Source organism: Chloracidobacterium sp. N (assembly GCF_018304765.1).
Taxonomy (GTDB): Bacteria; Acidobacteriota; Blastocatellia; order Chloracidobacteriales; family Chloracidobacteriaceae; genus Chloracidobacterium; species Chloracidobacterium aggregatum.
The window spans coordinates 2,157,396-2,171,038 of the sequence record NZ_CP072642.1; the positions used below are offsets into that span (position 1 = coordinate 2,157,396).

Genomic DNA, 13,643 nt, shown 5'->3' on the forward strand with positions numbered 1-13,643 from the left:
CGGGTGACACGATGCCAACGCTACTTGCTGTCGAAGCCCCGGTCGAAGTGTGCACCTGTGGGGCAACCATGGAGGCCGTGGCGCAGCCGGGACCGCGCCGGTTTGACTACCAGTGCCCCACCTGTGACAACCGGAAGTCCAACTACGCCGCCATTACCCTTCGCAACTCGAAAACCAATCAGGTTCACCGTGGCTGGCTGGTTGGGCGAACCAAGCCCATCTACATCGGCCACGTGCTCTATCACCAACTGACCATCGAAATCTCCCAACAGGACGGTGCGGAGATGTGCCATGACCTCAGCATGCGCCTGGCCTACGGACGGAAACCGCACGTCACGCTGGAGATTGCCGACGGACGCGCCCGGGGCGATCTCATCTTCCTGTTCAACCGGGGTTGGATGGAAGACGAACAGCACACCACGATTGTGCTTGAGGAAGTCGGGCGTTCCCTGTTCGAGTAAAACGCTGCCAACCGGTTGCCAGGCGCGTAACGGCCGGTGCCTACAGCCCCGTAGGAAGCCACCGGACGCCACGCGCCGGCTTTGGATGGCGGGCCGGCGTGGCAGGCACGCTGCCCTGCCGGCACTTGGCGAGACAACCCGGCTTGTGTAGTCTCCAGCCTATCCCAGACCAGCCGGCGCGGAGCGCACGCCATGTCTCTCGCCTATATCCTGCAAGACCTCGACGATCCCGACTTCGAGGACATCCACGGCGACGATGAAACCGGCGGTTTTGCCGCCGACAAAGCCCTACGCCTGCTCGTCTCTTCGCTCTACACGAGCTGGCGTCCCGGTGATGGTGTCCCATTTCTGGCGGCCGTGCGGGTGGCGCTGACCTCTGGCGAACCACAAGCGGCGGCTTCCCCCGTCATCCCCGACATCCTGCTGGCCCATGGCGTTACCCCGGCGGCCGAGTGGTGGAAACCCGTGCATCGCATCTACCGGGTTTCGCGCTTCGGCAAGGCGCCGGACCTTGTTCTCGACCTTCTGGCGCACAACGCCCACAGGGCCGAGGCATCCGACGCCCGGCACCAGATGTATGAACAGCTTGGCGTCACCTACCGCGTGGTCTATGACCCCTGTGGCTTGCTAACTTCCCAACCGGTAACGGTTTTCGAGCGGCAGAATGGACGCCTGACCGCCCGCCAGGATACACAACTGCCGCATCTGGGGCTGGGGCTGACCCTCTGGCGCGGGACGTTTGAGGGGCGAACTGACACATGGCTGCGCTGGACTGATGCCCACGGCAACCTGCTTCTGACCGGCGATGAACTGGCCGCTTACTGGCACCGCCGGGCAACCGGGTTGGAAGCCGGGAGCCACGCCGCCCTTGCCACGAAGGACTCTGCCACAACCCAGCCTGAGACCTAACCCAAGCCTTTGGCACCCAGCTCAAACCGTTCGTGGATGGCGCTGACCGCCGCTGCCGCCTCGGATTCGGCCACGACGAAAGAAATGTTGATTTCCGACGAGCCTTGCGCAATGGCGATGACATTGGCCGGCGCCGCGGCCACGGCGGAAAAAATCCGCGCGGCAATTCCCGGACGCCCCCGCATCCCGGCTCCGACTGCGGAAACAATCGCCACCGGCGTGAGCACTTCCACCCGCTCAACACAGCCGTGGTGAAACTCCAGGCTGAGCGCCTTGACCAGCGCCGACCGGGTACGTTCCGCGTCCCGGCCTTCCACCATGAAGCAGAGATTGTTTTCGGATGACGACTGGGAAATCAGCAACACGTTGACCCCGGCAGCCGCGACCGCCGCAAAGGTCCGGGCAGCAATTCCCGGCACGCCGAGCATGCCCCGTCCGGCAACAGTCAGCAGCGCCAGCCCGGTGATGGAGGTCACGGATTTGACATCCGCATGCCAGTCGCCGGTGGTGGCGGAAACTTTCGTTCCCGTGCCTTCCGGGCGGAAGCTGTTTTTGATGTAGAGCGGAATCCCCTTCGGGATGAGGGGAAGTAACGTCTTGGGATGCAGAACTTTGGCCCCGTAGTAGGCCAGTTCCCCGGCCTCGGCATAGCTGATGTGGGACAACACCTGGGCATCGGCGACCAGGCGTGGATCGGCCGTCATGAAGCCGTCGGCGTCCGTCCAGATGACTACGGCTTCGGCTTCGAGTGCCGCGCCGAGAATACCGGCTGAGTAATCCGAGCCGCCGCGCCCCAGCGTCGTTGGGACGCCATCGGGTGTAGCACCAATGAAGCCTGTTACCACTGGAATCTGCCCGGCGTCCAGCAGCGGCAGGAGCCGTTCGCGGGTCGCCAGCGCCGTCGCCGCCAGGTCGGGCACCGCTGCACCAAAGGTATCATCGGTGATGATCAGCCGGTCGGCGTCGCACGCAACGGACGCCAGACCACGGCTGTTCAGCGCGGCGGCGACGAGCCGTGCCGAAAGCCGTTCACCGAGACCGGCAATGAAATCCTGCGCCCGTGGCGGCAGTTCCCCCACGAGCGCAATCCCTTCCCCGATGCGCGCAAAGCGGTCAAAGAAGGCTTCGAGTTCAGCGGCCACGGCATAGCGGGCAGCACCGTCGGACACCAACTGTTCGAGCGCTTCCAGGTGCCGCGCCCGCAAGGTCGCGCCGGCGGCAGTAATGGCCGCCACTTCTCCCTGCGCGGCCTGCTGGGTGGCTTCGAGCAGCAGGTTCGTGATGCCGCTCATGGCCGACACCACCACCACCAGCCGCGTCTTCCGTTTCCGTTCAGCTTCCACAATGGCAACGAGCTGCTGAATGCGCTCGGCGTTGCCTACCGACGTGCCCCCGAACTTATGAATCTGCACTAGCGAATCTCAACCGTGAGTGAGTATTTGATGGGAGTGGTGAGCTTCACGGGCTTGATCGGCCAAACATACAGAAAGTAATCCCCCGTCACTGGAAGTGTCACTTCTCCAGTGCGGGTCGGTGGCGCGACACCGGTGAGCGGTTCGCCGCTCGGCTCTTCCTTTCCGTCTATCTCATCATAGACCGAAACGCCCAATTGGGGATTTGTCCGACTCACGGCAAAGGTCAGGGTTTGCCCGGCGTTAGCCCGAAGAACATATTTGCGCCACGTTGTCCGGGGCGGCAGCACCCCCATCACCGTGGAGGATGAAGCGCCGGGCGTGAAGCGGATGCGCGTCGCCCGCCTGGTTTGCCCCAAAACAGGCGACACCGCCGTTGCCAGTGACGCCACCACACCTGCTATCAACTGTCGTCTGGAAAACCTGCACAGCATACTTCTAAATCTCATTTCTCCTGAAGGGTTGCGGTAGCTGCCGAGCACAACCTGCCGTCTTCGCGTTCGGCGCATCCTTGAACGGCACACGCGGATGCAGCCCCAGCTTGTTCAGAAGCTGCGCGTCTTCGTCATAGTCGTTTGTCGGCGACACCCTGGTGAGCATCATTCTGGCATCGCTGGAAAAAATCGAGTTCGCCCCGGCCAGAAAGCACAGCGCCTGGGCTTCTTCGGAAAGTTGTGTGCGGCCGGCCGAGAGGCGAATGACCGAACGCGGCATGGCAATGCGCGCCGTGGCAATCACCCGCAGCGTTTCCCACACGGAAACCTCAGCCTCGTTTTCCATTGGCGTCCCCGGCACGCGCGTCAGCAGGTTGACCGGCACGGATTCCGGGTGCGGGTTCATTGTCGCCAGCGTGTGCAGCAACCCGATGCGGTCGTCAGTGCTTTCGCCCAGACCAAGGATGCCCCCGGTGCAGAGGGTCACGCCGGTTTTGCGTACGTTGGCAAGCGTCTCCAGGCGGTCGTCGTACGTGCGGGTCGTGACTACCCGCCCGTAATACTCACGCGACGTATCGAGGTTGTGGTTGTAGGCGTACAGCCCGGCTTCTTCGAGCCGCCGGGCCTGGGCCTCGGTCAGCATGCCCAGGGTGCAGCAAACTTCGATGCCCAGCGCATTGACGCTGCGCACGATGTCCAGCACGGCCTCGAACTGGGCATCGTCGCGGACGTTGCGCCACGCCGCGCCGAGACAGACCCGACTGACACCATGGGCTTTGGCCCGTTCGGCAATGGCCACCACGCTTGCCTTGTCGAGCAACGGCTGTGCTGCCACGCCCGTTTCATAGTGCGCGGACTGCGAACAGTAGCCACAGTCTTCCGGGCAGCCGCCGGTCTTGATGGAAACCAGGCGGCAGACCTGGACTTCCTGCGGATCATGGCAGGTGCGGTGTACCGTGGCTGCCCGGTGGATGAGTTCCAGCAGGGGCAGGTCGTGAAGGGCGCGCAGTTCGTCGCGCGTCCAGTCGAAGCGAGCCAGAGGTTGTGACATGTGAAGTCGGTCGCGATGCCTTTTCAGAAATCACCCCGGCGAACACCGCCCGGAGGCCCTTCAGAACACGACGACAGTCGGGTAGAGCGGGACGGTCCACACCGGGCTGACGTAGTACGGACTGAGGTACGGCGTATAGTACACATACGGGTTCGTGATGACAAAATCGTAGTCATACACAGTTTCCGTCGTGGTGGTGGTCGTGGTGGCGGGAGACGCCGAAGCCGCTTCCAGCGCCCGCTGTTCGGCTTCGATTTCCTGCCCGCGCCGTACCAACTCCAGCATGATCTGCCCGCCGCGCGTCAGCAGGTCCTGCATTACGTCATCGGAAGTGACTTCGAGCGTGCGGCTGGGGTCATTGGGATCGGTCGTCGTGTAGCCCAGTTCACAGGGATGCAGATTCGAGTTCACGATGGCCAGGATTTCATCCCACAGTTCGCCTGACAGAATCCCCAGTTCCCACTTTCCATCGGCATAGTCGTCAAAGCGCCCTTCCATCACGAAGGACATAAAGACGATTTCGACCGGATCGAGCTTTTTGTAGATGGCCACAGCCACGCGCAGGTCTTCCCAGCGTTCCTGCTGGAGGTAGAGCCGCCAGCCGGCGTCGTCGAAGTCGTAGTAGCGTTCAAAGGCAAACTCGCCGGTCGCCAGGTCCACCGCGCAGTAGATGTCATAGACCGTGAGGTATTCCTCATACCGCTGGCGAAAGGTACGCACCCGCGCCTTGCCGGCTTCGGTCGGGACGTAGTCAGCGCCCTGGATTTCGATGAGGTGCTCGTTGAACAGCGTCTGGAGTACGTCCCGCAGCACCATTTCGTCCGGGTCGGTCGGGGCCACGGCAAAGCGCCGGCCTTTGCGTACCATCTTGTCGAGCACGAAGATGCTGGCAAAGCTGCGGCGCTGGGCTTCGGTCAGGGTGTAGGTGTGTTTCGTCATAGGCATCCGTCCTTGCTGCAGGGGTCAGTCCGGTAGTGGTGCACAGCCCACGCCGGCCGCGGCCGCCCCGGCGGATGGATGACATCCACCGGAGTTACACCAGCCAGACAGGGCTGATGACAAATCAACATAAGACGCAGGACGCGAGACAACCGTCCATCAGTTCCGCCGACCGCGGGTGTTGAAGTTCCGACTGGGCGGTGGGGATGCCGGGCGTGCTGCGGAGGGCGGCGGTGCCGCCGGACGAACACTGCCCGGCGGCGTCATCGGACGTGCCGCCGGTGCGGAAGGAGGCGGTGTGGCGCGCTGCGAGGCCGGCCCCTGCCCAAAACCGCCAGAGGCCACCGGACGGTTGCCATCCCGCTGCTGAAACTGCCGCTGGGTCTGGCCTGGCTGGGTGAGCGGCTGGCGGAAGCTGGGGGCCACCTTGGCGGCATTGGGCGACGGCGTGGCTGCCGGAATGGCCGGCTGGGTCCGCCGTTGCACGGGGATATTCCGGGTGTAGTTGGTGACGGTCGTCCGATAGGTGGCCACCGGCACCGGCGCATACGGACGATAATAGGGCGGGAACGCGCCGAAGCCGTAGGGCGAAACGTAAAGGGCCGGCCGGGGTGCCAGCGCCCACGCCAGAAACAGCGCTGTGGCGATGGGAAGCGCCGCCGAGTAATAGACATTCGGGCCATAGACGGCCGGATGCCCCTGTACCTGTACCGTCGCCTCCGGCTGCCCCGGCGTCTGCTCGATGACGAGATTGGCGACTTCCTGCTCCTGACCGCCCTTGAGCAGGGCGACAAAGGAAAAGTTCTTCGTGTTGCCGCCGCCGTACTCCTGGACGCGGATGTAATCCACCTGACCGTCTTCATCGAGGTCGAGGTTGTTGATGGAGCCGGGCTGATTGAGCAGCCGTTCAAGGCTTTCGGCGTCTTTGGCCTGCTTGGTCAAACCAATCAGCGCCTGCAAGTCAAGCCCCTGCCCGGGCACATTGCTGGTTGCCGTCACTGTCGAGGGTTTGGCCGGCGGGGCCACAACCGGCTGCGGAGCCGGGCGGGAAGACGAACAGGCAAAGCAGCCACCGGTCAGCAGAACGGCAAGTCCCAAAGCCAGGCTGCGGGTCCAGAACCCAACGTGTGAAGCCATCCCAAACTCCTTTCCGTGGTGAGGTCCGTGGTGAGGTTCACCGTTTTGCGGCAAACAGGATCAAACGTTGCGCGCCCGTTGCGCACCGGACGGGCGGCACGTTGCCAGCCCGTTCAACGTCCGGCCGGCTGGTCTGGTTCCCCAACCCATCCGGGTTCATCGGTCACCTCCGGGTTTATCGGGGCAGGCGGCGTAGGATACAGGCGCCAAACGGCCCACTCCCAGTGCGGCATCAAAAAATGAGCGGGGGAGGCACGGATGCACTCCCCCGCCACAGTTCAGCCGATGCCGGCGTGCTGCCGTACGGGCGTCTCAGAAACGGAAGCGACCACTGAGGGTAAGCGTCCGGCGGCCCCAGCCGTTGAGGTTACGTCCAAAGTCGGGGCTGTTCATGTTGTTGACCGGGATACCGTAGAAATCCTGGTTGAAGACGTTGAAGTAGTCGGCGCGCAGCTCGAACGTGTACCGCTCCAGCAGTTTGATCCGCTTGAGCAGGCTCAGGTTGGTGTTGTTGAACGGTTCGGCCCGCAGTGCGTTACGTGGCGCCGTGCCGTTCCCGACCGTGTTGATGAGCGGGAAGCCAGTCGGGCCAACGACCGGCAGGAAGAACTGCCCGGTCGTGCGGGGATTGCTGAACGTCCGCAGGTTGCGGGTGACGGGGTCAAGCGTGAACGTCCCGTTCGGGTTGAAGTTCGGGCGGTCGCCGCCAGCACCATTCCCGTTGGTATCCACGCCGGTCACGATGGTGAAGGGTTGGCCGGACTGGCGCTCGACCACCCCGGAGAGCTGCCACCCCCCGAAGAAGTATTCCGTCCACTTCGGCGCGCTCCTGAGTCACGGAATCTCATACACGAAGTTGAAGACGACCCGGTGCGGCCGGTCAAAGGCCGATACCGAACGCTCGCCCCGGCGGATGTTCGTGAAATCCTGGGGCACCTGTGGGCTTGGGCCGGCAATCGCCGCTACGCCCAGCGATTCATCGTTGTCACTGATGAGCTTGCTGAAGGTGTAGGCCAGACCAAACTGAAGCCCGTAGCTGAACCGCTTGCGCAGATCAATGTACCCGGCGTTGTAGTTGGCCCGGGCCGTGGTGGCAATGAGCACCCGCGAGCCCCAGTTCGGATTGAGACGCCGCGCCTGCACGCCCGGTACGGACCGGCCGGCCTGGGCATCCGCAATCTGCGCCGGCGTCAGCACGGCAAAGTTGGCCTGAAGCTGATTGATGCCGTTGAAGGACCGGCTGCCGGTGTAGCCGACTTCCAGAACGAAGTCACGGAAGAACTGCCGCTGGAAGTTGAAGCTGTAGTATTCCGTACGTGGGTTCTGGGCGTCTTCAGGTGTGTTGACATAGGTCGCCAGCGGGTTGAACACCGGCTGCCCCGTGACCGGAAGCAGGCGGGGATACTGGTCCAGAATGTTGTTCTGCTGCCCGACGACCACGCGCGGGAAGTTACTCGCGTTGACCGTCAGGATGTTGTAAAACAGCACGTCATACGACATCCCATATCCGCCGCGAAACACCGTCCGGTCGTTGCCCAGCATCGTGGCGATGAAGCCGTCCCCTTCGACCCGTGGATTCCAGGCAAAACCGATCCGGGGCGCCACGTTGTTGTTGTCGCGCCGGGTTGGGCCCGGCACGCCGACGGACAGGCTCTGCTGGTCGCGCGCTCCGAAAAAGCCAAACGGCACATCGTTGGTCTCGTAACGGATGCCCAGATTGAGCGTCAGGCTGGGCGTCACGCGCCAGTCATCCTGGAAGAAGTAGAACTGTGACACCTGGCGCGCATCGAAGCTGGCCGTCTGAAGCGCCTGCTGGAACTGAAACACGTTGTTGTTCAGAAAGTCGGCCAGGTTGTTGAAGGTAAACGTGCCTTTCGAGTCAAAGGCCGCCGTGTTGTCAAGCTGGATGTAGCGGATGTCGAAACCCGCTTTCAGCGTGTGGTTGCCCAGTTGCTTAGTCAGCAGGTTCTGAAACTGAAAGCTGTTCTGGATGCGCCCCTGGGGAAAGTTCGACGCGCCACCAATGGTGAACGCCCCGCCGATGGTCGTCGTCGGGGTCTGGGGGTCATTTTCCGGGAAACCCAGATTGCGCCGGATGTAGCTGAAGCGAAACTCGTTGAGCAGCGTCGGGGAAAACGTGTGCGTGTCACTGACCGCCAGGTTCTGGTCGCGGATGTTCTGCGCCCCGGCGAAACGCGGACCGAACTGCAGGTTGCTCACCACGTTCGGCTGCTTGCTGTCGGTGAAGATGTAGCGGCCGGTCAGCCGATTGGACGCGCTGAACTGGTGATCGCCGCGCACGACGAAGTTGTATTCATCGGCCGGCTGCGTGATGGGTAACTGGACGATCCCGGTCTGAATCGGCACGCCGTTGATGTTGATGGTCGAGAGGTTGGTGAAGCGCGGGTTGAGCGCGTACACATCCTGCAGGAAGCGGATGGAGTCCAGCATTGCCTGCCGGCTGGCCGCCGTCTGCGCCGGATTGGCGCCGCTCGCCGGGCGCAGCGGCACGGTGCTGAGGGCGGCAAAGCCTGTCTGGGTGGGAATGCGGGTCTGCGGGCCAAGCAACTGCCCGGTACGGGTCAGGTTGGCCTGGAAAAAGCCATAGAAGAACGTCTTGTCGCGGATGACCCGCCCCCCAAAGTCGCCTCCGACCTGGTTGGTGTTGAAACGCGGCTGACTCCTCAGACCACGCTGTTTTTCCAGATTGTTCAGTGTGTTGAGGCCGCTGCCGAGGTAATAAATGAACGCCTGCCCGTGAAACTCATTCGTTCCCGACTTGGTGGTGACGTTGATTTGCCCACCGCTGTTGCGCCCAAACTCCGCATTGTACGGATTGGTTTGAATCTGGAACTCCTGAACGGCTTCCGGGGCCAGCCCGATGGTGGGAATCGTCACCGAGACATCGTTGTTGTCCGAGCCGTCAATCGTGAAGTTGTTGTTGCGGGCGCGCTGACCGTTGACGCTGATCCCGCTCGAACCTGGCGCCCGGAACGCATTGGGCGACAGCACCGCCAGGTTGTTGATGTTACGTCCGGCGGAGAGGGGCAGTTCCACGACCCGGCGTGCCTCGAAAGTGGCGCCGACGGTTGGGGAGTTGCGGTTCAGCGCCACGATGCTGTCGGCGCTGATGGTGACGGTATCGGCCTGTTCGCCAACCTCCAGCGTGATATTGAAGCCGGTGTCATTGGCCGAAACGACGCGAATATCCGTATATTCGCTCCGCTTGAAGCCTTCCTTTTCGACGACGACCCGATAGATGCCGGGGTCAAGGGCCGCGACGCGGTAGCTGCCGGAGTCATTCGTCGTGGTTTCCCGCGCCTGATTAGTGGCCTGATTCGTGACGACGACGCGCGCCCCAACCACGGCGGCGCCGGTCTGGTCCGTGACGGTGCCGGTCATGGCGCTCCGGGTAAGCTGTCCCCAGCCCACCGCCGTCAGTCCGACCATCCACAACAGAGAAAAGCTCAGGATGAGCCGGTGGCGATACCGTCCGCTCATCCATCCCAGGCAATGCAACATACAAATTTCCTCAACTTACATAGGCTGGCGTCCCCGCGCCGGTGATGGCCTGGAACGCCTGTTGGTTCCTGAAGTTAGGCAAATGCTGCGCCAGCCCGGCTGAACCCCGCGCCCGCCAGACCCGCCAGCAGATAAAAAGTGCTTTTCCGGGTTTGGTTTACCCATACCAGCCCAAATTCCCGCCCCTCGCCTACGGGTCCGGTTTTCCTGCCTGGCGTCTTCGGGCGGCAGCCCTGCTATCCAAAAAGTGCAATGTCATTCAAAAAAATGAAGCATGGTTGAAAAAAATACGGATTGACACCCGTGAAAACCGGACGTACGCCCCGTGCGATGTGCCGGTACACCGTCTGCTATGGTGTTATCTGGCAACTGGATCAGTGGTGACAAGTGACTGGCTGGCGGCGTTTGTCAGATTTCTGGCACAGATTTTGCTACCTATAACCAGAACAGCTTCTCATAAGCTTGAGGGCGCACCTCAGCGCCCTCTGCGATCTTTTCTGAATAAGAGAGGTAATCCCCATGCACGTACAGAAGGCAAACTCTGTGCGGTCCACGCGGCACGGGTGGTACGCCGGTATCCGGTGCCTGCTGGTCGGTCTGGTCCTTGTGGGACTGACCAACGTGGCAGCCATCGCGCAAACCATCTACGGCAACATCTCCGGGCGGGTGACCGACCAGACGGGCGCGGCCATTGTCGGCGCGCGCATCGAGGTCAAGAACATGGACACCGGAGAAACCCGTGAAGTCGTCAGCGGCAGCGACGGCACCTACACCGTGCGCTCCCTGCCCGGCGGGCGGTATGCTGTCCGCATCTCGGCCGACTCCTTCGAGACCCTTGTCCGTGAGCAAATCAACGTCACGGCGGCGCGGGACGCCATCGTGGATGCCGAACTCAAGGCTGGCAGCAGCCAGGAAGTCATCACGGTGACAGGTGAGGCCACCCTCATCGAGACGACCCGCAGCCAGGTGAGCAAGGAAGTGGATTCACGCCGGATTCTGCAACTGCCCGGGCGCAACACGCTCAATGGGCTGGCGCTGCTGCAACCCGGTGTCGTCAACAACCAGAACGGGCGGCCCGGTTCCGGTTTTGCTGTCAATGGTGCCCGGACCCGCTCCAACAACTTCCTCATTGACGGCACGCAGAACAATGACCCGTCGCTTTCGATTCCGGTGCAGAATCTTCCCCCGGAAGCCTTGGCGGAGTTTCAGATCATCACCAACAACTTTTCGGCTGAGTTCGGGCGCAACGGCGGTGCCATCGTGCAGCAGATCACCCGTTCGGGAACCAACGAATTCAGCGGTATCGCGCACTACACCTGGGAAGGCAACGGGCTGAATGCCCTCACCACAGCCCAGCAGCGTACGTTCAGCGCCGCCCGGGCCCAGGGCTTCAGTGAAAAGGAGTCCCTGCGCCGGGCGCGCGCCGTCAACGTGACGAACATCTGGGGCGGCACATTCGGCGGGCCCATCAAGAAAGACAAGATTTTCTTCTTCACCAGCTTTGACCGGAATACGTTCCGCACCACAGCCGTGCCGATTACCGTGGCGCTGGCGCCGTCGGGCATTGCGGCCCTTCAGGCCTATGCCGCAGCCAATCCGACCGGTCCCAATGCCCTGGCGCCCGGCGCGCTGACCTTCCTGACCAACACGTTCCCTGTTGCCAACGACCCGACGCCACGTGGCACCATCACCGTCCGGCGGCCGTCAGACAACGCCATCGTGGCGACCATACCGGTGCAGCAGTTCAACCGGGCGCTGACCGGCAGTCTGCCCTTCGGAACGAGTTTCTGGCGGATTCTCGTCAAAGGCGACATCAACCTGACCACCAATGACCGCTTCTCGCTGCGGTATCTGCAGGACCGCAGCCGCAACCCCGGCGCCCCCACAGCCATTGCCGGCAACGAAACCGGCACGAACGTGGACAACTACAACGGCGCGGTGAACTACATCCGTACGTTCAGCCCGCGGGTTGTCAACGAGTTCCGTTTCAGCTTCGTGGACCGGGCACTCAACTTTCCTGAGAACTTACCGCCAGCCATCACGATTGGCGGCTTCAACTCGGTTGGCAACGCCAACTTCCCGCAGTTCCGCAACAGCCGCGTCATCGAGTTCACCGACGCCCTGACCTGGACCTTCTCCAAGCACACGCTGAAGTTCGGCGGCAGCTACAACCGCATCAACCTCGATTCGTTCTTTGCCCCCAACTTCCGCGGGACGGTCTCCTATGGCTCGCTTTCGGACCTGCTCTTTGACCGGAATGCCAGCTTCTCCCAGTATGCCGGCACGGGTCTCGTCCCGGCGCGCGTCAATGAAATGGGCGTCTTCGTCCAGGATGATTACCGCATCCTGCCGTCGCTGACGCTCAATCTGGGCCTGCGTTACGAGTATGTCTCCGCGCCCTTCGGCTTCTTCTCGAACGCCGAGCCGGACATCAACAACTTTGCTCCGCGCGTCGGTTTTGCCTGGAACCCACGGGTGGAAGGCGATGGGTTCATCGCCACGATGCTGGGGAAAGACAAGACCGTGATTCGCGGCGGCTATGGCATCTCCTACGACCAGATTTTCCTCAACATTCTGCTCAACAACTCCCGCAACTTCCCACGCGGCGTCAACGTGGCCATCGGGCCCATCAGCGGGCAGCGGTTGTACGTTGCGGGCAACCGTCCGGCTCCGCCGACGCCCTCGCAATTCACGGGCGATCCCAACCTGCTGCCGGTGCGGCTGTATTCGCCCAACAAGCGCGTGGCACTGCCCTACCAGCAGTCGTTCAACTTTGGCTTTGAGCGGCAACTGTGGAATGACTACGTGTTCAAGATGTTCTACATCGGCTCACGTGGGTTGAAGCTGGTGCGGGAAGTCGAAAGCAACCTTGGCTTCAACATCACCGCCATCAACAACAACCCGTCCTTCTACGCCAACATCCTGCCGCAGTTGCAGCCGGTACGGAATGCGGCCGGACAAATCACGGCGTTTCGGCGCGACCCGGCGCGGGGCTCCATCCTGATTGGGGACGGGCTGGCCAGTTCGTGGTATCACTCCCTGCAGCTCACGCTGGGCAAGCGGTTCCGCAACGGCATCCAGTATGAACTCAACTACACGTGGAGTGCGTTCATCAACGACAGTGACGACATCCTGGGCGGTCAGACCAACTCCACGCTGCCGGCCAACCCGCTCAACTTCCGTCAGGATCGCGCGCGCTCCGGTCTCGACCAGCCCCACCGGTTCGTGGCGAACTACACGTTTGAGATTCCCCGGATCAGCATCTCCAATCCGTTCTTCGACCGTCTCATCAACGGCTGGGCGATGTCCGGTGTCTCCACCTTTTCCTCGGGCACGCCGTTCAGCGTCCTGAACGCCTTCAATGCCCTGGGCATTCTGCCGGGTCAGATTTCGACGGTGGAACTGTCGCAGCGCGTCAGCATCAATCCGGCCGGACAGCCCGGCACAGCCACTGGCTTCCCCGGTGTCACCAATCCGTTCTACGTGGCCAACCCGGTCAACTCCGGCATCAACGGCAACGCCGGCCGCAACATTCTCCGCACCGGCGGTGTGGCGAGCACCGACTTTGCTTTCGTCAAACGGTTCCGCACCTTTGGCGAACGGCAGGCCCTCGAAGTGCGCTGGGAAGTCTTCAACGTCTTCAACCGGCGGAACTTCACGGTCATTCCGTCCAACACGGTGAACAATGCCACCAACCCGGCGCTGTTCCTCAACCTTGGGCAGACCAACGTTGGCGGCCGGAGCATGACCTTCACCGCGCGGTACATCTTCTGAACAA

The 13,643-nt window shown here is 62.4% G+C and carries 8 protein-coding genes and 1 pseudogene; 3 read left to right on the forward strand and 6 right to left on the reverse strand.

Annotation, left to right across the window (positions count from 1 at the left end; translation table 11 throughout):
- Positions 1–11: 11 nt before the first annotated feature.
- Together J8C05_RS09015 and J8C05_RS09020 are read left to right on the forward strand one after the other, a co-directional pair.
- Complete coding sequence (locus J8C05_RS09015) at positions 12–461, forward strand: hypothetical protein (protein ID WP_211421881.1); 450 nt, start codon at positions 12–14, stop codon at positions 459–461.
- A gap of 192 nt (positions 462–653) precedes the next feature.
- The gene (locus J8C05_RS09020; RefSeq protein WP_211421882.1) at positions 654–1,370 is read left to right on the forward strand and encodes a Uma2 family endonuclease; all 717 of its coding nucleotides are present in this window, start codon (positions 654–656) and stop codon (positions 1,368–1,370) included.
- On the opposite strand, the gene J8C05_RS09025 is transcribed toward J8C05_RS09020, so the two are convergent.
- The 6 genes and pseudogenes from J8C05_RS09025 to J8C05_RS09055 all read right to left on the reverse strand — a co-directional run bounded on the left by J8C05_RS09025 (position 1,367) and on the right by J8C05_RS09055 (position 9,865).
- On the reverse strand, positions 1,367–2,782 hold the full coding sequence (locus J8C05_RS09025; protein ID WP_211421883.1) for an aspartate kinase: 1,416 nt from the start codon (positions 2,780–2,782) through the stop codon (positions 1,367–1,369). The genes J8C05_RS09020 and J8C05_RS09025 overlap by 4 nt on opposite strands.
- Positions 2,782–3,216, reverse strand: a complete 435-nt coding sequence (locus J8C05_RS09030) for a hypothetical protein (RefSeq protein ID WP_211421884.1) — start codon at positions 3,214–3,216, stop codon at positions 2,782–2,784. The genes J8C05_RS09025 and J8C05_RS09030 overlap by 1 nt, the downstream gene beginning before the upstream one ends.
- Before the next feature lie 4 nt (positions 3,217–3,220).
- Positions 3,221–4,267, reverse strand: coding sequence for a biotin synthase BioB (bioB, locus tag J8C05_RS09035; protein WP_211421885.1), 1,047 nt, complete (start codon positions 4,265–4,267; stop codon positions 3,221–3,223).
- Positions 4,268–4,327: 60 nt separating this feature from the next.
- A complete protein-coding gene (locus J8C05_RS09040; protein WP_211421886.1) occupies positions 4,328–5,206 on the reverse strand; it encodes a hypothetical protein in 879 nt (292 codons plus the stop codon).
- Between the two features lie 159 nt (positions 5,207–5,365).
- A complete protein-coding gene (locus J8C05_RS09045; protein WP_211421887.1) occupies positions 5,366–6,343 on the reverse strand; it encodes a hypothetical protein in 978 nt (325 codons plus the stop codon).
- A gap of 312 nt (positions 6,344–6,655) precedes the next feature.
- Positions 6,656–9,865 (reverse strand): annotated as a pseudogene (locus J8C05_RS09055) (TonB-dependent receptor).
- Between the two features lie 543 nt (positions 9,866–10,408).
- Here J8C05_RS09055 and J8C05_RS09060 point away from each other — a divergent pair.
- Positions 10,409–13,639 (forward strand): TonB-dependent receptor, encoded by a 3,231-nt coding sequence (locus tag J8C05_RS09060; protein WP_211421890.1) that lies wholly within the window; start codon positions 10,409–10,411, stop codon positions 13,637–13,639.
- Positions 13,640–13,643 lie beyond the last annotated feature (4 nt).

Coding starts and splice junctions, on each gene's coding strand:
- J8C05_RS09015 (WP_211421881.1), top strand. CDS start 12: ATGCCAACGCTACTTGCTGTCGAAGCCCCGGTCGAAGTGTGCACCTGT.
- J8C05_RS09020 (WP_211421882.1), top strand. CDS start 654: ATGTCTCTCGCCTATATCCTGCAAGACCTCGACGATCCCGACTTCGAG.
- J8C05_RS09030 (WP_211421884.1), bottom strand. CDS start 3,216: ATGCTGTGCAGGTTTTCCAGACGACAGTTGATAGCAGGTGTGGTGGCG.
- bioB (WP_211421885.1), bottom strand. CDS start 4,267: ATGTCACAACCTCTGGCTCGCTTCGACTGGACGCGCGACGAACTGCGC.
- J8C05_RS09040 (WP_211421886.1), bottom strand. CDS start 5,206: ATGACGAAACACACCTACACCCTGACCGAAGCCCAGCGCCGCAGCTTT.
- J8C05_RS09045 (WP_211421887.1), bottom strand. CDS start 6,343: ATGGCTTCACACGTTGGGTTCTGGACCCGCAGCCTGGCTTTGGGACTT.